The 19,369-nt window shown below is 74.1% G+C and carries 22 protein-coding genes; 16 read left to right on the top strand and 6 right to left on the bottom strand.

All coding sequences use genetic code 11. The features are described 5' to 3' along the window. The first annotated feature begins 38 nt into the window (after positions 1 to 38). The 6 genes from ACGFSC_RS37255 to ACGFSC_RS37230 all read left to right on the top strand — a co-directional run bounded on the left by ACGFSC_RS37255 (position 39) and on the right by ACGFSC_RS37230 (position 6,572). Positions 39 to 926, top strand: a complete 888-nt coding sequence (locus ACGFSC_RS37255; protein WP_359908327.1) for a dihydrodipicolinate synthase family protein — start codon at positions 39 to 41, stop codon at positions 924 to 926. A 114-nt stretch (positions 927 to 1,040) separates the two neighbouring features. After that, positions 1,041 to 2,090 (top strand): aspartate-semialdehyde dehydrogenase, encoded by a 1,050-nt coding sequence (locus ACGFSC_RS37250; protein WP_359908324.1) that lies wholly within the window; start codon positions 1,041 to 1,043, stop codon positions 2,088 to 2,090. A 318-nt stretch (positions 2,091 to 2,408) separates the two neighbouring features. Further along, a complete protein-coding gene (locus tag ACGFSC_RS37245) occupies positions 2,409 to 3,758 on the top strand; it encodes an NYN domain-containing protein (protein WP_359908321.1) in 1,350 nt (449 codons plus the stop codon). 78 nt (positions 3,759 to 3,836) lie between these two features. Then, positions 3,837 to 4,835: an ABC transporter ATP-binding protein gene (locus ACGFSC_RS37240; RefSeq protein WP_359908318.1), complete on the top strand. Its 999-nt coding sequence runs from the start codon at positions 3,837 to 3,839 to the stop codon at positions 4,833 to 4,835. Beyond that, entirely contained in the window at positions 4,832 to 5,641 is an 810-nt protein-coding gene (locus ACGFSC_RS37235) for an ABC transporter permease (RefSeq protein WP_380355618.1), read from the top strand. Before ACGFSC_RS37240 ends, ACGFSC_RS37235 begins: the two co-directional genes overlap by 4 nt. A gap of 127 nt (positions 5,642 to 5,768) precedes the next feature. Then, on the top strand, positions 5,769 to 6,572 hold the full coding sequence (locus tag ACGFSC_RS37230; RefSeq protein ID WP_359908315.1) for a hypothetical protein: 804 nt from the start codon (positions 5,769 to 5,771) through the stop codon (positions 6,570 to 6,572). Positions 6,573 to 6,666: 94 nt separating this feature from the next. On the opposite strand, the gene ybaK is transcribed toward ACGFSC_RS37230, so the two are convergent. The 3 genes from ybaK to ACGFSC_RS37215 all read right to left on the bottom strand — a co-directional run bounded on the left by ybaK (position 6,667) and on the right by ACGFSC_RS37215 (position 9,619). Next, positions 6,667 to 7,161, bottom strand: a complete 495-nt coding sequence (gene ybaK / locus ACGFSC_RS37225) for a Cys-tRNA(Pro) deacylase (protein ID WP_359908312.1) — start codon at positions 7,159 to 7,161, stop codon at positions 6,667 to 6,669. Positions 7,162 to 7,183: 22 nt separating this feature from the next. After that, positions 7,184 to 7,912 carry an LON peptidase substrate-binding domain-containing protein gene (locus tag ACGFSC_RS37220; RefSeq protein ID WP_359908309.1) on the bottom strand — a complete coding sequence of 243 codons (729 nt, stop codon included), beginning with the start codon at positions 7,910 to 7,912 and terminating at the stop codon, positions 7,184 to 7,186. A 126-nt stretch (positions 7,913 to 8,038) separates the two neighbouring features. Continuing rightward, positions 8,039 to 9,619, bottom strand: coding sequence for an oxidoreductase (locus tag ACGFSC_RS37215; protein ID WP_359908306.1), 1,581 nt, complete (start codon positions 9,617 to 9,619; stop codon positions 8,039 to 8,041). 90 nt (positions 9,620 to 9,709) lie between these two features. Here ACGFSC_RS37215 and hisD point away from each other — a divergent pair, with 90 nt between their 5' ends. Genes hisD through hisF form a run of 8 tightly spaced genes read left to right on the top strand, consistent with a single transcriptional unit; the run spans position 9,710 to position 15,619 of the window. Continuing rightward, the gene (hisD, locus tag ACGFSC_RS37210) at positions 9,710 to 11,017 is read left to right on the top strand and encodes a histidinol dehydrogenase (protein ID WP_359908303.1); all 1,308 of its coding nucleotides are present in this window, start codon (positions 9,710 to 9,712) and stop codon (positions 11,015 to 11,017) included. A gap of 5 nt (positions 11,018 to 11,022) precedes the next feature. After that, entirely contained in the window at positions 11,023 to 12,174 is a 1,152-nt protein-coding gene (locus ACGFSC_RS37205; protein WP_359908300.1) for a histidinol-phosphate transaminase, read from the top strand. A 5-nt stretch (positions 12,175 to 12,179) separates the two neighbouring features. After that, positions 12,180 to 12,773 carry an imidazoleglycerol-phosphate dehydratase HisB gene (gene hisB, locus ACGFSC_RS37200; protein WP_049650368.1) on the top strand — a complete coding sequence of 198 codons (594 nt, stop codon included), beginning with the start codon at positions 12,180 to 12,182 and terminating at the stop codon, positions 12,771 to 12,773. After that, on the top strand, positions 12,770 to 12,922 hold the full coding sequence (locus tag ACGFSC_RS37195) for a hypothetical protein (protein ID WP_359908297.1): 153 nt from the start codon (positions 12,770 to 12,772) through the stop codon (positions 12,920 to 12,922). Before hisB ends, ACGFSC_RS37195 begins: the two co-directional genes overlap by 4 nt. Positions 12,923 to 12,973: 51 nt before the next feature. After that, entirely contained in the window at positions 12,974 to 13,609 is a 636-nt protein-coding gene (hisH, locus tag ACGFSC_RS37190; RefSeq protein WP_359908295.1) for an imidazole glycerol phosphate synthase subunit HisH, read from the top strand. Positions 13,610 to 13,629: 20 nt separating this feature from the next. Then, complete coding sequence (priA, locus tag ACGFSC_RS37185) at positions 13,630 to 14,352, top strand: bifunctional 1-(5-phosphoribosyl)-5-((5-phosphoribosylamino)methylideneamino)imidazole-4-carboxamide isomerase/phosphoribosylanthranilate isomerase PriA (RefSeq protein ID WP_380548722.1); 723 nt, start codon at positions 13,630 to 13,632, stop codon at positions 14,350 to 14,352. After that, positions 14,349 to 14,852 (top strand): RidA family protein, encoded by a 504-nt coding sequence (locus ACGFSC_RS37180; protein WP_359908292.1) that lies wholly within the window; start codon positions 14,349 to 14,351, stop codon positions 14,850 to 14,852. The genes priA and ACGFSC_RS37180 overlap by 4 nt, the downstream gene beginning before the upstream one ends. After that, positions 14,849 to 15,619, top strand: a complete 771-nt coding sequence (hisF, locus tag ACGFSC_RS37175) for an imidazole glycerol phosphate synthase subunit HisF (RefSeq protein ID WP_359908289.1) — start codon at positions 14,849 to 14,851, stop codon at positions 15,617 to 15,619. The genes ACGFSC_RS37180 and hisF overlap by 4 nt, the downstream gene beginning before the upstream one ends. An 81-nt stretch (positions 15,620 to 15,700) precedes the next feature. Here the strand turns inward: hisF and ACGFSC_RS37170 are convergent, their stop codons facing one another. Further along, positions 15,701 to 16,480: a VOC family protein gene (locus ACGFSC_RS37170; protein WP_359908286.1), complete on the bottom strand. Its 780-nt coding sequence runs from the start codon at positions 16,478 to 16,480 to the stop codon at positions 15,701 to 15,703. A gap of 279 nt (positions 16,481 to 16,759) precedes the next feature. Here ACGFSC_RS37170 and ACGFSC_RS37165 point away from each other — a divergent pair, with 279 nt between their 5' ends. Further along, a complete protein-coding gene (locus tag ACGFSC_RS37165; protein ID WP_380358256.1) occupies positions 16,760 to 17,305 on the top strand; it encodes a SigE family RNA polymerase sigma factor in 546 nt (181 codons plus the stop codon). Then, positions 17,305 to 17,937 carry a PASTA domain-containing protein gene (locus ACGFSC_RS37160; RefSeq protein ID WP_359908283.1) on the top strand — a complete coding sequence of 211 codons (633 nt, stop codon included), beginning with the start codon at positions 17,305 to 17,307 and terminating at the stop codon, positions 17,935 to 17,937. The genes ACGFSC_RS37165 and ACGFSC_RS37160 overlap by 1 nt, the downstream gene beginning before the upstream one ends. Positions 17,938 to 17,991: 54 nt before the next feature. Here ACGFSC_RS37160 and ACGFSC_RS37155 read toward each other — a convergent pair whose 3' ends face one another. Further along, on the bottom strand, positions 17,992 to 18,636 hold the full coding sequence (locus ACGFSC_RS37155) for a TIGR03085 family metal-binding protein (RefSeq protein ID WP_359908280.1): 645 nt from the start codon (positions 18,634 to 18,636) through the stop codon (positions 17,992 to 17,994). A 60-nt stretch (positions 18,637 to 18,696) separates the two neighbouring features. Beyond that, positions 18,697 to 19,323, bottom strand: coding sequence for a TetR/AcrR family transcriptional regulator (locus ACGFSC_RS37150; RefSeq protein ID WP_359908277.1), 627 nt, complete (start codon positions 19,321 to 19,323; stop codon positions 18,697 to 18,699). Between the last annotated feature and the right edge of the window lie 46 nt (positions 19,324 to 19,369).

Below are 19,369 nucleotides of genomic sequence, written 5' to 3'. Positions count from 1 at the left end.
CTGGACCTGGGCGATCGACGGGTCGCAGGATCGTGGACATGGAACTCAAGGGCATCCACGTCCCCCTGATCACCCCCTTCGCCGCCGACGGCTCCGTCGCCCTCGACGCGCTGGAGAAGCTGGCGCACGAGGTCCTGGACGCCGGGGCGGCCGGGCTGGTCGCGCTCGGCACCACCGGCGAGCCGGCCGCGCTGACCGCCGAGGAGCGGGACGCGGTGGTGGACGTCGCCGCGGCCGCCTGCGCCGCGCGCGGGGCGCAGCTGACCGTCGGAGCCTCCGGCGGCGACACCCGGGCCGTCGGCGAGGCGCTGGCCGCGCTCGGCGCGCGGGTGCCGCGGGCGGCGGCGCTGGTCACCACGCCGTCCTTCGTCCGGGCCGGCGAGGCCGGGACGGTCGCGCACTTCCGGGCACTGGCCGCGAGCAGCCCGCTGCCACTGATCGTCTACCACATCCCGTACCGCACCGGGCAGCAGCTCTCCACCGCCGCGCTGCGCGAACTCGCCGCGATCGAGGGCGTGGTGGGCGTCAAGTACGCGACCGGAGGGTTGGACCAGGCGGCCGCCGAGCTGCTCGCCGACGCCCCCGCCGGATTCGCCTTCCTCACCGGCGAGGACGCGTTCCTCTCGCCGATGCTGGCGCTGGGCGCGGCCGGCGGCATCCTCGCCTCCGCCCACCTGGCGACCGCCCGGTTCGTCGAGCTGGCCGAGGCCTGGCAGGCCGGGGACGTGGCGCGGGCGCGGGCGCTCGGGCACCGGCTGACCGGGCTGGCGCTGTCCGCCTTCACGGCGCCCAACCCGTCGGTGACCAAGGGCGTGCTGCACGCCCAGGGCCGCATCCCGACCCCGGACGTGCGGCTGCCGCTGCTGCCGGCCGGGCGGGCGGAGGTCGACGCCGCGCTGGCCCTCGCCAGTGGTCTGGACCAGTAGGGGTCGTCCGGGCGGCCTCTCACACCGTGGAACACCAGGCCGCCCCACCCGCGTGACAAGGCATGATGGGCAGAGTGCGGCTGTGAACAGCACCATTCAGAGGAGTAGTCGGAGATGAAGATCGGCATTGTCGGTGCCACCGGCCAGGTCGGCGGCGTGGTCCGCGAGATCCTGGCGGAGCGCGCTGGTCGTGAAGGCGGACTGGGCCCGGTGGAGCAGCTGCGGCTGTTCGCCTCGGCCCGCTCGGCCGGACGCACGCTGCCCTGGCAGGGCACCGAGGTCACCGTCGAGGACGCGGCCACGGCCGACTACACCGGCCTGGACATCGTGATCTTCTCGGCCGGCGGCTCCACCTCCAAGGCCCTGGCCCCCAAGGTCGCCGCGGCCGGTGCCGTCGTGATCGACAACTCCTCCGCCTGGCGCCGCGACCCCGAGGTCCCGCTGGTCGTCTCCGAGGTCAACCCGGAGGCCGTCGCGGACCGCCCCAAGGGCATCATCGCCAACCCGAACTGCACCACCATGGCCGCCATGCCCGTGCTGCGCCCGCTGCACGAGGAGGCCGGCCTGGCCGCGCTCGTCGTCTCCACCTACCAGGCCGTCTCCGGCAGCGGCGTGGCCGGCGTCGCCGAGCTCCAGGACCAGGCCGCCAAGGTCGTCGAGCTGGGCGCCGCCGCGCTCGCCCACGACGGCGGCGCCGTCGAGTTCCCGGAGCCCAAGGTCTACCAGCGGCCGATCGCCTTCAACGTGGTGCCGCTGGCCGGCTCCGTCGTGGACGACGGCTCCAACGAGACCGACGAGGAGCAGAAGCTCCGCCACGAGAGCCGCAAGATCCTCGGCATCCCGGAGCTGAAGGTCGCCGGCACCTGCGTGCGCGTCCCGGTGTTCTCCGGCCACTCGCTGCAGATCAACGCCCGCTTCGAGCGCCCGATCAGCCCCGAGCGCGCCGTCGAGCTGCTCAGCGGCGCCCCCGGCGTCGAGCTGTCCGACATCCCCACCCCGCTCCAGGCCGCCGGCCGGGACCCGAGCTACGTCGGCCGCATCCGGGTGGACGAGACGGTGGACAACGGACTGTCGCTGTTCGTCTCGAACGACAACCTGCGCAAGGGCGCCGCGCTGAACGCCGTCCAGCTGGCCGAGCTGGTCGCCGCCGAGCTCAGGGGCTGAGCGCCTCCGGTCCTGCGCGGCCGGACCCCCGGGCCGGACCACCGGCGTCCACTGGTCGGAACACCGCCGCGTGACCTCGGGCGGGCCTCGTCGTTGTACGGGGCCCGCCCTCGCTTTTGTTCGCTCCGCGCCGGGGCGGCTGTTGCGGCGCCGGGACAACCGGCGAGGTTCGGCGGGCGAACCGGGGGTAAAAGGTGACCCAACGATCGGGCGACGACGGGGGCCCCTCACCTCGGCACGCCCGGACGGCGGGAGGACCGCCCATTCCCGAATCGACCCACCCGACTGATTCCGAGGGCGAGCGAAAAGAGGTGCGCGATGGACCGCTGTGTCGTCCTGGTGGACGCCGGATATCTGCTGGGCGCCGCCGCCAGCCTGCTCGCCGGGGATCCGTCCCGGTCCAAGGTCACGGTGAACCACACCGCCCTGATCACCGCACTGCGCGAGCGCGCCGAGGCCGAGACCGGGCTGCCGCTGCTGCGGATCTACTGGTTCGACGCCGCGCCCGACCGGCGCCCGATGCCCGAGCACCGGCGGCTGCGGGTACTGCCCCGGGTCACCGTGCGGCTCGGCGCGCTCACCCGGGCCGAGGGGCGCTGGGTGCAGAAGGGCGTGGACGCCGCGATGCACGCCGAACTCTCCGAACTCGCCCGCAACCGGGCCTGCGCCGACGTCGTGCTGATCACCGGTGACGGGGACCTGCTGCCCGGCATGATGACCGCCAAGGAACACGGGGTGGCCGTCCACCTGTGGGCCCTGCAGGCCGCCGACGGCGACTTCAACCAGTCCGAGGACCTGGTCGGCGAGGCGGACGAGCGGCGGGTGCTGGACCGGGAGTGGATCGAGGGGTCCTTCTCGCTGCGGGAGCACTCCAGCATGTTCCCGGCCCCGGGGGCCCGGCAGGAGATCGCCAAGATCCTCGCCGCCCCGCCCGCCGCCCCGCCCGCCGTCCTGCCCACCGTGGTGCCGCCGGTGGTCCGTCCGGTGGCCGCCGCCTCGGCCGCCGCGGCTCCCGCCGCGGCCTCGGCGGGAGCGGACCCCGACGCCGACGGCCGGCCGCAGCCGGCCGCGGCCGCGCTCAAGGTCGTCCCGACGCCGAAGGACCTCGCCGGCAGGGCCTCCTCCGTCACCGCGATCACCCCGTCGGCGAACGGGACCAACGGCCCCGGGGCCACCGGCCACGGCACGAACGGGCACGCCGCGAACGGGCACGGGGTCAACGGGCACGGGGCCGTCGCGCAGGCCGGGCCGGTGCTGCGCTGGTCCTCCGACCGCGGCTGGGTGGACCGGCCCGCCCCGGAGCCCGCCGTCACCGCCGGCGACAGCCTGCCCACACTCGCCCAGCTCACCACCGCCGAGCAGCGCTGGGCCGACCGCGAGGAGGACATCACCTCCATCGGCGGCGACGCCCACGAAGTCGGACAGGTCTTCGCCCGCCGCTGGAGCGACCGCGTCGGCGACACCGAGAGACTCACCATGCTCTGGCCCGACTACCCGCGCATCCCGCACCGGGTGGACGGCGAGCTGCTGCGCTACGCCGCCCGCTTCGGGCTGCTGGCGCACAAGGACGACCAGATCGACGAGCACGACCGCTACGCCATCCGGGCCGGGTTCTGGAAGGAACTGGCGGCCCGGGTGCCGGGCGGGTCGATGGTCGTCGACGACTGAGCCGGCCGGTCGGCGGCCCGGGGGTCGGCAGGGCCCCGTTGTCCGGTTCGCCCGTACGAGCGCGTAGAGTCGTCGGTCGTGAACGAGACGGCCGGGCGAGCACCCGAGGAACCCCAGCCGTGCGCCGTCGTGCGCGACCTGGTCAGGACCTACCGCAGCGGGCGCGGCGCGGCCGCCACCGAGATCCGGGCCAACGACGGGATCACCCTCACCGTCCGCAGGGGCGAGATCTTCGGGCTGCTCGGGCCCAACGGAGCCGGGAAGTCGACGCTGGTGCGCCAGCTCACCGGGCTGCTGCGCCCCGACTCGGGATCCGTCGAACTCTTCGGCCACGACATCGTGCGGCACCCCGAGCGGGCCGCCCGGCTGCTCGGCTACCTCGGGCAGGAATCCACCGCGCTGGACGAGCTGACGGTGGCGCTCGCCGCCGAGACCACCGGACGGCTGCGCGGACTCACCCGGGCCCAGGCCCGCGGTACGGCCGCGGACGTGCTGACGGAGCTCGGGCTGGAGCCGATCGCCACCCGGCCGCTCGCCAAGCTGTCCGGCGGACAGCGGCGGCTCGCCTGCTTCGCGGCCGCCCTGGTGGGGGACCGGCCGCTGCTCGTCCTGGACGAGCCCACCACCGGCATGGACCCCGTCGCCCGGCGGGCCGTGTGGAGCGCCGTGGACCGGCGGCGCGCCGAGCACGGGACGACGGTGCTGCTGGTCACCCACAACGTGATCGAGGCGGAGACGGTGCTCGACCGGGTCGCCGTGGTGGACGACGGCCGGGTGATCGCCTGCGACACGCCCGGCGGGCTCAAGGTGCTGGTGGACGGTGACGTCCGGCTCGACCTGGTCTGGCGGGACGAGGCGCCGGTCGGCGTGCCCGCCGTCGCCGCGCTGCGCGAGCGGGCTGAGTGCACCGGCCGCCGCTGGACCGTCCGCACCACCCCCGAGCAGGCCCGCGAACTGGTCGCCGCCGTCACCACCGGCCCGGCCTTCGCCGCCCTCGACGACTTCACCCTCGCCACCCCGAGCCTTGAGGACGCGTACCTCAAGCTGGGCGGCCGCCACGGAGGACTGGCCAAGTGACACTGCTCTCGGTGCCCCCGCGGACCGACCGGTCCACGGCCGCCCCCGCTCCGCTCGCCCCCGCGGCCAGGCTGCTGCCGGCGCTCGCGGCCGTGTACCGGGCGCAGCTCGCCCGGGCACGGGTGGCGCGCATCCCGCTGCTGTTCGTGGCCACCTTCCAGTCCGTGGGCATCCTGGTGATGATGCGGGGCGTGGTGGACGCCGGGCAGTCCTCGGAGGCGCGGTCGGTGGTCGCCGGGTCGAGCGTGCTGGTGGTGGCCTTCGTCGCGCTGAACCTGCTCGCCCAGTACTTCGGGAAGCTGCGGGCCACCGGCGGGCTCGACCACTACGCGACGCTGCCGGTGCCGGCCGCCTCGGTGGTGCTGGGGGCGGCCGCCGCGTACGCCTCCTTCACCCTGCCCGGGACGCTCGTCACGGCGGTGTTCGGGGCGGTGATGTTCGGGCTGCCGCTCGGGCAGCTGTGGGTGCTGCTGGCGGTCGTGCCGCTGGCCGGGGCCGCGCTGTCCGGGCTGGGAGCGGCCTGCGGCCTGCTGGCGCCGCGCCAGGAGATCGCGACGATGCTCGGGCAGCTCGGGATGTCGGCGGCCCTGCTGCTGGGCGTGCTGCCGGTGAACCACCTGCCGCAGCCGGTGCAGTGGCTGCGGGACCTGCTGCCGTCCACGTACGGGGTGGACGCCTTCGCGCGGACGTTCGCGCCGGATCCGGACTGGGCGCTGGTGCTCGGGGACCTGGCGGTCTGCGCGGGGGTGGGCGTGGTGTCGCTGGCCGTCGCCACCTGGGCGTACCGGCGGGCGGTCTCGCGGTAGGGCGTTGCGCGGCGGGCCGTCCCGCGGTCGCTGCCCGGTCCCGGGCGGCACGGGCCGGTGCGGGCCCGGTACGGCGGTCGGTACGGTGGTGGGTCGTTCGAGTGGCCGTCGTGAAACGATGGGGTCCGTGACCGTACCGAACACACCTCCGGATCCCGCCCCCGCCGACGTGCACGGCCCGCACGGCGTGCACGACGCGCGCGATGCGCAGGCGGTGCCGGACGCAGCGTCCGACCCGTTCGCGCCGCCGTACGGGGCCACCGCCCTCGGGCACGGGACGACCCCGCTGGGGCAGCGGCTGCTGCCGGAGGTCCGGGTCGGGGCGGGGGTCGTGGTCGCCTGCCTGGTGGCCGGTCTGGTGGTGGCCGGGCTGTGGGCCTGGCTGGCGCCGAAGGTGCCGCTGGTGGTGGACGGGGACCGCATCCTCTACGCCGACCCCGAGGGGGAGCAGCGGGCCGGTGCCGACGCGGTGTTCGTGCTCATCTGCCTGGGGGCGGGGATCCTGACCGCGCTCGGCGCCTTCCTGATCACCCGCAGGCGCGGCGGCGGCATCGCGGTCGCGCTGGGGCTGACCGTCGGCGGGCTGCTCGGGTCGATCGGGGCCTGGCGGATCGGGCGCTGGCTCGGGCCGGGCAACGACCTGATCGGCGAGGCCCGGCGGGTCGGCAACGGCGGGCACTTCGACGCGGGCATCGACCTGGGGGCGCTGGGTGCGCTGCTGGTCTGGCCGATGACGGCGATGGTGGTGCTGCTCCTGCTCTCGGCGGCGTTCGGGAAGCGCGAGGAGGACCCGCCGCCGTACTGGGCGCCGGTGGCGCAGTCGCCGCTGGGGGTGCCTCCGGCGGGGGCGCCGACGGGGCCGTGGGCCGGGCCGTACCCGGGAGCGGGGTCGCAGCCGGGGACGGGAACGGGGAGCGGTACGGGGCACTGACGTACGCGTCGTCCCCCGAGCCCCCGAGCCGCCGCTTTCGCGGGGGAGGGGCTCCGGGGGCGCTCGGCAGGGCCCGGAAGGTGCTCGGCAGCGCTCAGCGGGCGATGGGGGCGGTGCTGGCCCTGGTGAGGGTGACGAGGTCGCCCGGGGCCAGTTCGACTTCGAGGCCGCGGCGGCCCGCCGAGACGTAGACGGTGGGGTGGCCGAGCGCGCTGGCGTCGACGACGGTCCGCAGCGGGCGGCGCTGGCCCAGCGGGGAGATGCCGCCGAGGACGTAGCCGCTGCTGCGCTCGGCGGCGGCCGGGTCGGCCATGGCGGCGCGCTTGCCGCCGACGGCCGCCGCCAGGGCCTTGAGGTCGAGCTGGCCGGCGACCGGGACCACGCCGACGGTGAGGGTGCCGTCCACGTCGGCGACGAGGGTCTTGAAGACCCGCTCGGGGGCGATGCCGAGGACCTCGGCGGCCTCGCCGCCGTAGGAGGCGGCGGCCGGGTCGTGGTCGTAGGCGTGCACGGTGAACGGGACGGCGGCGGCTTCCAGGGCGACGGTGGCGGGCGTGCCCTGGCCGCCCTTCCTGGGCTTCTTGGCCATGTCGGGTCCTCGGGGTCCTCGGTCAGTTGGGGCTGAAGCGCTGGCGGGTGAGGTCGGTGGCGGGCAGCGAGGGCAGCCAGCTGAGGACGGCGCTCTCGCGGCGCAGCAGGTCGAGTTCGGCGCGCAGCCGCTGGGCGTTGTCCGGGCAGGCGAGCAGCTGCTGCTTGACCGGGGTCTCGAACACCGAGGCGGCGGCGACCAGGTAGGAGAGCACCTGAGGGTCGTCCGGGAGCTCCTGGTGGCCGACGGTGCTGGCCTCGCGGGCGCCGGCCAGGCGCTTCTGGTAGACCCGGAACGCCCGCTCGACCTCGGAGGCCAGCGCGCCGGAGCCCTCGCCGGGGCGCTCCTCGATCGACTCGATCTCACCGGTCAGGTACGGGCCGGAGACGTCCGCCGAGCGCAGCCGGAACCGGGTGGTGCCGGTGACCAGCAGCTCGTAGCGGCCGTCCGGCTGGTGCTCGACCGAGGCGATGTCGGCGACGCAGCCGATGTGGAACATCGCCTCCAAGGGGTCCCCGGTGGCGGTGCCGAGGCCGTCCAGCGGGCCGGCCGGGCCGCCCTCGGGTCTGACCGGGGCGACCTCCCGGCCGTCCCTGATCGCGAGCACACCGAACCGCCGGGGGGTGTCCTCGGACTGTTCGAGCAGGTCGGCGACGAGACGGCGGTAGCGCTCCTCGAAGACGTTCAGGGGCAGCACCAGGCCCGGGTAGAGCACGGTGTTCAGCGGGAAGAGCGGCAGCCGTTCTGTCACGGCGGACAGCGTAGTTCCCCGGGCGGGGGCCTTGTCGCACGGTCTGCGGGGTCGGCCGTCGACGAGGCGGCCGCCGACGGGCCGATCGCCGACTGCCGACCGCCGTCGGGCCGGCCGTCGGCCGGCTCAGCCGCGCTGGAGCATCCTGGTGGCGCCGGTGACGACCGTGGAGGCGAGCAGCCAGCCGATCACGACCAGCCCGGCGGAGATCCACTGGGTGAGGCCCGCGGGGTTCCAGCCGCCCTGGTTGAGGTCCACGATCGGCAGCAGCTGGTTGAGGGTGTACAGCACCGGGTTCCAGTGCGGGCGCTCGTCGGCCTTGAGCGGCTCCAGCGGGTGGGTGGCGAACCAGACGCTGCCGAGGATCCAGGCGAGAAGCAGCCACAGTCCCGCCCGGCCGGGCCGGTAGCCGTAGCCGACGGTGACGTCCTGGACCGCGCCCCAGACCCGGGCGGGCAGCGGCAGGGTGCGCCGGCGCCGGCGCTGCTTGGCGTACAGCACCTCGCGGGCGTCGTCGTCGGCGCCGTCGCGGCGCAGGGCGGCGGCGAGCTGCTCGTAGGACTCCGGCTGGAAGTCCACCGAGGAGCCCTCCAGCCAGGCGATCCGCTGCTGGACGGTGAAGGGGCGGGCCGGACGCAGGTTCTCGTACACGAAGCCGGTGAGGCGCAGGTGCTTGCCGAGCGGCCACGCCTCCGGGGCGTCGACCAGGTTGCCGACCCGGGCGCGGGAGAGCGAGACGGTGCCGGTGGGGCGGAACTTGCAGGTGAAGCGCAGCTCGGGGGTCTGGATGCGGCTCAGCGCGAGTTCGTCGGTGTCCGCCAGGTGGAACTCGCCGGAGATCAGGCAGGCGCTGTCGAAGCGCGAGTCGGAGAGGCGGACCTGGCCCCAGGCGCGGAACGGGGTGACCGGGCCGTCCGGCGGCGGGTACTCGCCGTAGCCGGAGCCGTAGTAGCCGCGGGAGCCGGACCAGCCGCGGTCGGCGGAGCCGGTCAGGTACAGGGTGTGGCCGACACTGACCCGGACGGCGTTGAAGCAGATGCGGTTCTTCTCCGGGACGGCGCGCAGCTGGGCGCCGCGCAGCGAGAGCCGGCCGCCTATCCGGGCCGTCCGTATGCTCAACTCGCCCGTGGTCTCCAGGCGTTCGGCCTCGAAGTCCTGGTTGACGGTGATCCCGTCGGCGGAGACGGCACGGGCGAAGCGGTCGCCGCCGACCACCGTCTGGTTGAGCAGCAGGTCGGTGCCGATCTTGGAGTCGGTGAGCCGGATGCCCTCGGGGACGCGGCAGCGGGCCAGGTGGAGGTCGCCGGTGGTGGAGAGCCGGGAGGCCTCCAGCCGGGGGATGAGGCAGCCCACGAAGCGCAGCGTCGAGGCCACGGCCTCGGACATCAGGATCTTCTGGTCGAAGCGGCAGCCGTGGACCTCGACGTAGCGGTCGATGTCGGCGCCGGCCAGCTTGAGCGCCCCGGTGACCAGCACGCCGCTGAGCCGCAGCGAGGCGACCCGCCCGGCGGCGGGCTCCGGGCCGGCCAGCAGCAGGTGGGCGAGCACCTCGGCGCGGACGGTGCGCTCGGGGCCCCAGACGGCCTCGCCGAAGGGGTCGTCGGCCTCCGCCTCGCCCGTACGGAGGTCCAGGATCTCGCCCTCGCGGTAGGCCTCCCAGAGCCTCCGCTCGACCCCGTTCCAGCCCTCCGGAGCACGCTCCGCCATGTTTCCCCCGTCCCCCCGGTCGTCTCGCCCTTCGTATCACGGACTGAAATGCGGGACCAGCGGTTCCGGCCACTCCTTACACTGGGTGGCGTGATCTCTCGAATCGACCTCCGCGGCTCGCTGGACGACCCGCGTGACCTGCTGCCCCGTGCCGAGTTCGACGTCGCGGCCGCCCTGGAGAAGGTGCGGCCGATCGCCGAGGACGTACGCCATCGCGGGGTCGCGGCGCTGATCGAGATCACCGAGCGCTTCGACGGCGTCCGGCTGGAGTCGACCCGGGTCCCGGCCGAGCAGCTGACCGCGGCACTGGAGACGCTGGACCCGAAGGTCCGGGCCGCGCTGGAGGAGTCGATCCGCCGGGCCCGCGCCGTGCACGCGGACCAGCGCCGCACCGGGCACACCACCCAGGTGGTGCCGGGCGGCACGGTCACCCAGCGCTGGGTGCCGGTCGAGCGGGTCGGCCTGTACGTGCCGGGCGGGCTGGCGGTCTACCCGTCCTCCGTGGTGATGAACGTGGTGCCGGCCCAGGCGGCGGGCGTCCGGGGCATCGCCGTCAGCTCGCCGCCGCAGAAGGAGTTCGGCGGCCGCGTCCACCCGGCCATCCTGGCGGCCTGTGCGCTGCTCGGCGTGGAGGAGGTGTACGCCGTCGGCGGTGCCCAGGCGGTCGCGATGTTCGCCCTCGGCACCGAGGAGTGCGCGCCGGTGAACATGGTCACCGGCCCGGGCAACATCTACGTGGCCGCCGCCAAGCGCTACTTCGCCGGCCGGATCGGCATCGACTCCGAGGCCGGCCCGACCGAGATCGCCGTCCTCGCCGACGACAGCGCGCTGGCGTCCGACGTCGCCGCCGACCTGATCAGCCAGGCCGAGCACGGCCCGACCTCCGGCTCGGTGCTGGTCACCGACTCCCCGGCACTGGCCGACGCGGTCGAGGCCGAGCTGGCCGTGCAGGTCGCGAGGACCAAGCACGGCGAGCGGGTGGCCGAAGCGCTGGGCGGCAGGCAGTCCGGCATCATCCTGGTCGACGACCTGGAGCAGGGCCTCGCCGTGGTCAACGCGTACGCGGCCGAGCACCTGGAGATCCAGACCCGCGACGCCCACGCCGTGGCGGCCCGGGTGGTCAACGCCGGCGCGATCTTCATCGGCCGCTGGACCCCGGTCTCGCTGGGCGACTACGCGGCCGGCTCCAACCACGTGCTGCCGACCGGCGGCTGCGCCTGCCACTCCTCCGGGCTGTCGGTGCAGACCTTCCTGCGCGGCGTCCAGGTCGTCGAGTACGACCGGGAGGCGCTGGCGGACGTCGCCGCGCACGTGGTCACCCTGGCGAACGCCGAGGACCTGCCGGGGCACGGGGACGCCATCAAGGCCCGCTTCGACTGGACGGTGCCGGGAGCGTGACTGCCATGACTCGCATCGACGACCTGCCCATCCGGGACGAGCTGCGCGGCCAGTCCCCGTACGGCGCGCCGCAGCTGGACGTGCCCGTCCAGCTGAACACCAACGAGAACCCGTACCCGCTGCCCGAGGAGCTGGTCGCCCGGATCGCCGAGCGCGTCGCCGAGGCCGCCCGCGGGCTGAACCGCTACCCCGACCGGGACGCGGTCGAGCTGCGCGAGGGCCTCGCCGGGTACCTCGGGAAGACCACCGGCTTCCCCGTCCGGCGTGAGCAGGTGTGGGCGGCCAACGGCTCCAACGAGGTGCTCCAGCAGCTGCTGCAGACCTTCGGCGGCCCCGGCCGCAGCGCGCTCGGCTTCGAGCCCTCGTACTCGATGCACGCGCTGATCTCCCGGGGCACCGGCACGGCCTGGATCTCCGGCCCGCGCAACGACGACTTCACCATCGACGTGGACGCCGCCGTCACCGCCATCGCGGAGCACCGGCCGAACGTGGTGTTCGTCTGCTCACCCAACAACCCGACCGGCACCGCCGTGGACGCCGACACCGTGCTGCGGCTGTACGAGGCCGCGCAGGCCGCCCGGCCCAGCCTGGTGGTGGTGGACGAGGCGTACGTCGAGTTCTCGCACCGCGCCTCGCTGCTGCCGCTGATCGAGGGCCGCCCCAACCTGGTGGTCAGCCGCACCATGTCCAAGGCCTTCGGCGCGGCCGGACTGCGCCTGGGCTACCTGGCCGCCGACCCGGCCGTGGTGGACGCGGTGCAGCTGGTGCGCCTGCCGTACCACCTGTCGGCCGTCACCCAGGCCACCGCGCTGGCCTGCCTGGAGCACACCGACACCCTGCTGGGGTACGTCGGGCGGCTCAAGGAGGAGCGCGACCGGCTGGTCGACGCGCTGCGGGGAATGGGCCTGGAGGTCACCGACTCGGACGCCAACTTCGTCCAGTTCGGCCGCTTCGCCGACACCCACGCGGTCTGGCAGGCCATCCTCGACCAGGGCGTCCTGGTCCGCGACAACGGCGTCCCCGGGTGGCTGCGCGTCACCGCCGGCACGCCCGCCGAGAACGACGCCTTCCTGGACGCCGTCCGCACCGCCCTCCCGTCTCCCACCCCCACCCTTGATCGAGCACGCTCCGCGCGCGCTGCCAGTCAGGAGCTGTAACCCCCATGTCCCGCATCGGACGCGTCGAGCGCACCACCAAGGAGACCTCGGTCCTGGTCGAGATAGACCTCGACGGCACCGGGAGGACCGACATCTCCACGGGCGTCGGCTTCTACGACCACATGCTCGACCAGCTCGGCCGGCACGGCCTGTTCGACCTCACCGTCAAGACCGACGGCGACCTGCACATCGACACCCACCACACCATCGAGGACACCGCCCTCGCGCTCGGCGCCGCCTTCAAGCAGGCGCTCGGCGACAAGGTGGGCATCTACCGCTTCGGCAACTGCACGGTGCCGCTGGACGAGTCGCTCGCCCAGGTCACCGTGGACCTCTCCGGCCGGCCGTACCTGGTGCACACCGAGCCCGAGGGCATCGCGCCGATGATCGGCTCGTACGACACCACGATGACCCGGCACATCCTGGAGTCCTTCGTGGCCCAGGCGCAGATCGCGCTGCACGTCCACGTGCCGTACGGGCGCAACGCGCACCACATCGTGGAGTGCCAGTTCAAGGCGCTGGCCCGGGCGCTGCGCTACGCCGCCGAGCGCGACCCGCGCGCGGCCGGAATCCTCCCGTCGACCAAGGGTGCGCTGTGAGCAATACCGCGATGATCCTCATCTTCGTCGGCCTCTTCCTGGCCGGCGGAGTCATCTCCTTCTGGAAGCAGAAGCACTCGAAGAGCGTCATCCTGGTGCTCGCCTTCGGCTCCGTGATGTGCCTGGCCTCCGGCCTCCTGCGCCTGTAGACCCGCCGCCCGGGACCCGCCGCCCGCCGCACAGAGACTGGACACCTGAACATGGGCAAGAACGTCGTCGTCCTCGACTACGGCTCCGGCAACCTCCGCTCGGCGCAGCGCGCCCTGGAGCGGACCGGAGCGGACGTCACCGTCAGCTCCGACTACGACACCGCGATGGCCGCGGACGGTCTGCTCGTCCCCGGCGTGGGCGCCTTCGAGGCCTGCATGCGCGGACTCAAGTCCGTCCGCGGGGACTGGATCGTGGGCCGCCGGCTCGCCGGCGGCCGACCGGTCATGGGCATCTGCGTCGGCATGCAGATCCTCTTCGAGAAGGGGGTCGAGCACGGCGTGGAGACGGCCGGCTGCGACGAGTGGCCGGGCACCGTGGAGCCGCTGGACGCCCCCGTCGTCCCGCACATGGGCTGGAACACCGTGGACGCGCCCGCGGAGAGCCGGATGTTCGCCGGCCTCGACCCGCAGACCCGCTTCTACTTCGTGCACTCCTACGGGGTGCGGCACTGGGAACTGGAGGCCCACAGCGCGCGGATCAACCCGCCGCTGGTCACCTGGGCCACCCACGGGCAGCCGTTCGTCGCGGCCGTCGAGAACGGCCCGCTCTGGGCCACCCAGTTCCACCCCGAGAAGTCCGGCGACGCCGGCGCCGCCCTGCTGACCAACTGGGTCAACACCCTCTGACTGTCTGAGAGTTGGATCTGATGAGCCTCGAACTGCTGCCCGCCGTCGACGTCCGGGACGGTCAGGCCGTCCGCCTGGTCAAGGGCGCCTCCGGCACCGAGACCTCCTTCGGCGAGCCGCTCGCCGCCGCCCTCGCCTGGCAGAACGCCGGCGCCGAGTGGCTGCACCTGGTCGACCTGGACGCCGCCTTCGGCACCGGCTCCAACTACGAGCTGCTGCGCGACGTCACCGGCCGGCTGGACATCAAGGTCGAGCTGTCCGGCGGCATCCGCGACGACGAGTCGCTCGCCCGCGCGCTCGCCACCGGCTGCACCCGGGTCAACCTCGGCACCGCCGCCCTGGAAGCCCCGGAGTGGGTCGCCAAGGCCATCGCCGAGCACGGCGACAAGATCGCCGTCGGCCTGGACGTCGTCGGCACCACCCTGCGCGGCCGCGGCTGGACCCGCGACGGCGGCCAGCTCTTCGAGGTGCTGGAGCGCCTCGACCAGGAGGGCTGCGCCCGCTACGTCGTCACCGACGTCAACCGGGACGGCACCCTGACCGGCCCCAACCTCCAGTTGCTGCGCGACGTCTGCGCCGCGACCGCCAAGCCCGTGGTCGCCTCCGGCGGCGTCTCCTCGCTCGACGACCTGCGCGCCATCGCCTCGCTCGTCGGTGAGGGTGTCGAGGGAGCCATCGTGGGCAAGGCACTCTACGAGCAGAAGTTCACCCTCGAAGAGGCCCTGGAGGCGGTTTCAGGATGACGGATGGTCGGATCGTACGCGGCGAGGTCGAACACGGCGCGGTCGGGCACGGCGCGGTCGTGCGCGGCCGGGTCGGCGGATTCTCCCCCTGGGAGGACGAGTTCGGCTACTCCCGGGCGGTCGCCGCGGGGGACCACGTGCACGTGGCCGGCTCCACCGCCTGGGTGGACGGCCGGATCGAGCACGAGGGCGACCCGTACCGGCAGACCCTCGCCGCGTTCGGCGTCGGGCTCAAGGCCCTGGCCGCGTACGGTCTGACCATCGACGACGTGGTCCGCACCCGGATGTACATCACCCACGTCCGCGACGCCGAGGAGGTGGGCCGCGCCCACCGTGAACTCTTCGACGCCGCACGCCCGGCGGCCACCATGGTGGTGGTCGAGGGACTCATCGACTCCCGGATGATGGTCGAGATCGAGCTCGACGCCTACCGGTCCGGGCTGGCGAAGACCCTGGAAGCACTGGAAACCCTGGAAGCCCTGGAAGGCGAACAGCCGTGACCCTCGCAGTACGTGTCATCCCCTGCCTGGACGTCGACGCCGGGCGGGTGGTCAAGGGCGTCAACTTCCAGAACCTGCGCGACGCCGGCGACCCGGTCGAGATGGCCAAGCTCTACGACGCCGAAGGCGCCGACGAGCTCACCTTCCTCGACATCACCGCCTCCTCCGGCGACCGGGAGACCACCTACGACGTGGTCCGCCGCACCGCCGAGCAGGTCTTCATCCCGCTGACGGTGGGCGGCGGCATCCGTGCCGTCGAGGACGTCGACAAGCTGCTGCGGGCCGGCGCCGACAAGGTCGGCGTCAACACCGCGGCCATCGCCCGGCCCGAGCTGATCCGCGAGATCGCCAAGCGCTTCGGCCGGCAGGTCCTGGTGCTCTCGGTGGACGCCCGGCGCTGCCCGCCCGGGACGGAGACCGAGTCGGGCTACGAGGTCACCACGCACGGCGGGCGGCAGGGCACCGGCCTGGACGCCGTCGAATGGGCGGGCCGCGCCGCCGAGTTGGGCGCGGGCGAGATCCTGCTCAACTCGATGGACGCCGACGGCACCAAGGACGGCTACGACCTGGAGATGATCCGGGCCGTGCGCAAGGCCGTCTCGGTGCCGGTGATCGCCTCCGGCGGAGCGGGCAGGCTCGCCGACTTCGCGCCGGCCGTCGAGGCGGGCGCGGACGCGGTGCTGGCCGCCAGCGTGTTCCACTTCGGGGACCTGCGGATCGGCGACGTCAAGGGCGCGCTGCGCGAGGCCGGGCACCCGGTGCGCTGACGTTCGGCGCGTGCGTTCCGTGCGCGTTCCGTGCGTGACGAGGGCCCGCGGTTCCCGGAACCGCGGGCCCTCGCCGCACCCTCAGGACTCCTGGGGCTCGCCCTTGATCAGCGCGAAGGGGGCGCCGTTCGGGTCCGCCAGCCAGGCCAGCCGGCCGACGTTCTCCACGTCCGCGGCCGGCATCAGCACCGAGCCGCCGGCCGCCGTCGCCCTGGCGATCACCGCGTCCACGTCCTCGGCGGCGAAGTACGGCGTCCAGGCGGAGGGCTGCTCCGGGGACATCGTCGGGGCGATGCCGCCGAAGCTGGTGTCCCGCTGGTCGCCCTCGGCGGTGGAGAGCACCCGGTAGGTCATGCCCGGCGACGGCTCGAAGTTCTCCACCCGCCAGCCGAACAGCTGCCGGTAGAAGGCGAAGGCGCCGTCCTGGTCGGAGGTGTGCAGTTCGGCCCAGACCAGGGCGCCCTCCTCCGACACGGCGTCCAGGCCCTTGGTGTTGCCGGACTGCCAGACGGCGAACCGGGCGCCCTGCGGGTCCGAGAACTGCGCCAGTCGGCCCTCCTGCATCACGTCCATCGGCTCGACCAGGACTTTGCCGCCGGCCTGCCGGACGGCATTGGCGGTGGCGTCCGCGTCGGAGCTGCGGAAGTACGTCGTCCAGGTGGACGGGTCACCCTCGTTGAGCGAGCCGATCGCGCCGACGGTCTTCCCGTTCAGCTGGACGAAGCCGTAGCCACCGGTGTCGGGGATCTCCAGGAACGTCCAGCCGAAGACCGTGCTGTAGAACGCGGCCGTGGCGGGGATGTCCGGGCTGCCCAGGTCGATCCAGCAGGGCGAGCCGATGGGGAAGTCGGTGGTGAGCATGGCGGTGTGCCCTTCGACGGATGGGACGGCCGGGTGGCCCGGGGCGGACCCCGGCCACCTGCGAGTCTGCACCCGGGCACTGACATCCGCAGCCGGGGAAGCCGCCGGGGGGACGGCCTGGGAGGTGGCCGGGGACGGCCCGGGACGGCCTGGGACAGCCGGGGAGGCGGCCGGGGCCCGCTGTGAGCCGCGTCACTTCCCCGCCCGCGGTGCAGCAGCGGGCGGACGGGGGCCGTCAGGGGGGCGGAAGAGACGGCGGGAGAGAGAGTGAGGCCGCGGGTGAGGCTGCGCAGGGCCAGTCCCGGGATCGACTTCGTCGAGTTCGTGGAACAGCGTGCGGGCGCGCTGTTCCGCACGGCGTACGTGCTCACCGGGGACGCGCACACCGCGGAGGACCTGGTGCAGGAGGCCCTGGAACGGGCCTGCCGACACTGGCGGCGGGTCGCGCGCGCGGAGGTGCCCGAGGCGTACGTGCGCCGGATCCTGGTGAACCTGGCCAACGACCGCTGGCGGCGCCTGCACCGCTCGGGTGAGCGCCCCGCGCCGGAACCCGTCATCGAGCGCCCCGACCCCCGCGACGCCTACCGGTCGGTGGAGCTGCGCGCCGAGCTCGTCGCGGCGCTGCACACCCTGCCGATGGGGATGCGCACCGTGGTCGTCCTGTACTACCTCCACGACCTGGGGGACCGGGAGATCGCGCAGACCCTCGACATCTCCCCCGGCGCCGTGCGCTCGCAACTCGCCCGCGGGCTCGCGAAACTGCGGGCCGCGCTGCCCCGGCAGGACGTCCCGTCCGCGTCGTCGACCTCGCGTGAAGGTGCGTGATGATCCGCTTCCCGCCCCAGGACCCCGCTTCCGCCCCCGCCCCCGACCCCGGCTTCGACAAGGAACTCCTCGCCGCCATGACCGCTTTCGCCGACAACACCCCCACCCCCGTGATCGACGCCGCCGGAATCCGGCGCGCGGTGCGCCGTCGCACCGCTCTCGCCGGGGTCGCGGCGGTGGCGGCGGTGGCCGCCATCGCGACGGGCGCGGCCCTGCTCCTGCCCGGATCGCCGGGCGGCGGCGACGGCCCGGCGGGGACCGCGCCGGGCCCGGCCGTCCAGTCAGCGCCACCGGCCCCTGCCCCGCCCGCCTCCCCTGCCGCTTCTTCCGCTCCTTCCGCCCCGGTGTCGGCGTCCGCGCTCGCGCCGTCGGCGACCGAAGGCACCCCTTCCCCCGTCGCCCCGCCCGCGCGCGGCACCGCGACCGTGACCGTCCCCGCGGTCACCGGCCTGTCCCGGGACGCCGCCACCCGGCTGTTGGACGCGGCCGGGCTGCGCTACGAGGTCCACGAACTCACCGACTGGAAGGTGCCCGCCGGGTCGGTCGTCAACTCCGAGCCGCAGGCCGGGCGCACCGCGGCGGCGAACGGCGTCGTCCAGCTGTTCGTCTCCAAGGGCCGCCCCGGAAGCTGACCGCCCACCCCCGGCCGCGCGTGGGCCGGCGGCCACCCGGCCCCCGTTCCGCTGCTACCTCGGGGGCAGGGGAAGGACGTGGCGCAGGGCCTCGACGGCGTCGGAGGCACCGTCGACGGCGAGGGCGGTCAGGGCCCCGCGGCCGTAGGTGAAGAGCACCAGCTCGCCGGGTTCTCCGGTGACGCGGACGGTGGCGGCTCCGGCCGGGCCGACGGTGAGGGAACGGCCGTCCGGGTGGGTGAGTGCCAGGCGGACGGGGGAGCGGCGGCCCGCCTCCAGGCGGGCGATGAGCGGGAGGCGGCGCCAGAGGGCCTCGGCGCGCCCGGGCGGCACGGGCTGAGCGGTCCAGTCCTCGGCCGCCCGTACGACGTCCTCGGCGTGGACGAAGTACTCCACCGTGTTCGCCGCCTCGTCCGCGCCGGGCAGGGCGAACGGGGAGTAGACCGGAGGCCCGGCCCGGAACAGCCGCACCAGTTCTTCGTACTGCCGCTCGGCGTACCCGTCCTGCACCCGCCGCGTCCACCCGGCCAGCGCCCCGACCCGGATGCCGGCCGCCGCGTCGGGCCGGCGCTCCCGGACCACCAGGTGGGCGGCGAGGTCCCGGGTGGTCCACCCGGCGCAGAGCGTGGGCGCGTCCGGCCCGGCGGCGGTGAGGAGTTGGGCGAGCCGGTGGCGTTCGGCGAGGGCGTGGTTCGACATGCCGTCAGCCTAGGGCGTGTCTGACCATTCCCGCCGGGTGCGCGGCGGGTCAGACACGCCCTAGGGGAGCGTCGCGATGCCGGCGCAGAGCAGGCGGACGCTTCGCGCGAACTTCTCGTCCTGGCTGTGGCGGGGTGTGGACGGGTCCATGAGGAGGGGGAACCGTTCGCGCAGTTCGGAGTAGAGCTCGGCGGTGACGGGTGGGGGTGTCGCGGGCTGGTTCTGTTCCTGGAGGACGAAGCCGGTGACGTGACTGAGCAGGGTGTCGGCGGCGATGTGGCAGTGGTCGGCGGGCAGGCCGGCGTCGAGGAGGGTGCGCAGGAGGCGTTCCATCAGGGAGAGGGCGCCGGTGCTGAGCATGCCGGGGCTCTCGGCGAGGAGTTGGGCGCCGCCGGGGTGCTGCTTGATGCTCAGGCGCAGGGCGGTGGCCTGGGCCTGTGTGCGGTCCTGCCAGGTGGCGGTGGGTGGGAGTGCGGTGAGGGCTCGGGTGCCGGCGTCGTAGGCCCGGAGACAGACCCGGTCGGCCATCAGGGCGAGGAGTTCGTCCTTGCCGCGTACGTGGTAGTAGAGGCTGCCCGCGTGGGCGTCGAGCCGGTCGGCGACCTGGCGCATGGACAGGTTCTGGTAGCCGACCTCGGCGAAGACGGCCATGCCCGCGTCGACGATGCGGTCCTTGGTGAGCTTCATGACCTCACCGTACAGCGTTTTCCAACACCGTTCGAAAACTGTGCTA

It is taken from the genome of Kitasatospora sp. NPDC048715, assembly GCF_043198905.1.
In the GTDB taxonomy this organism is placed as follows: Bacteria; Actinomycetota; Actinomycetes; order Streptomycetales; family Streptomycetaceae; genus Kitasatospora; species Kitasatospora lactacystinica.
This window is presented reverse-complemented; position numbering and strand designations above follow the sequence as displayed.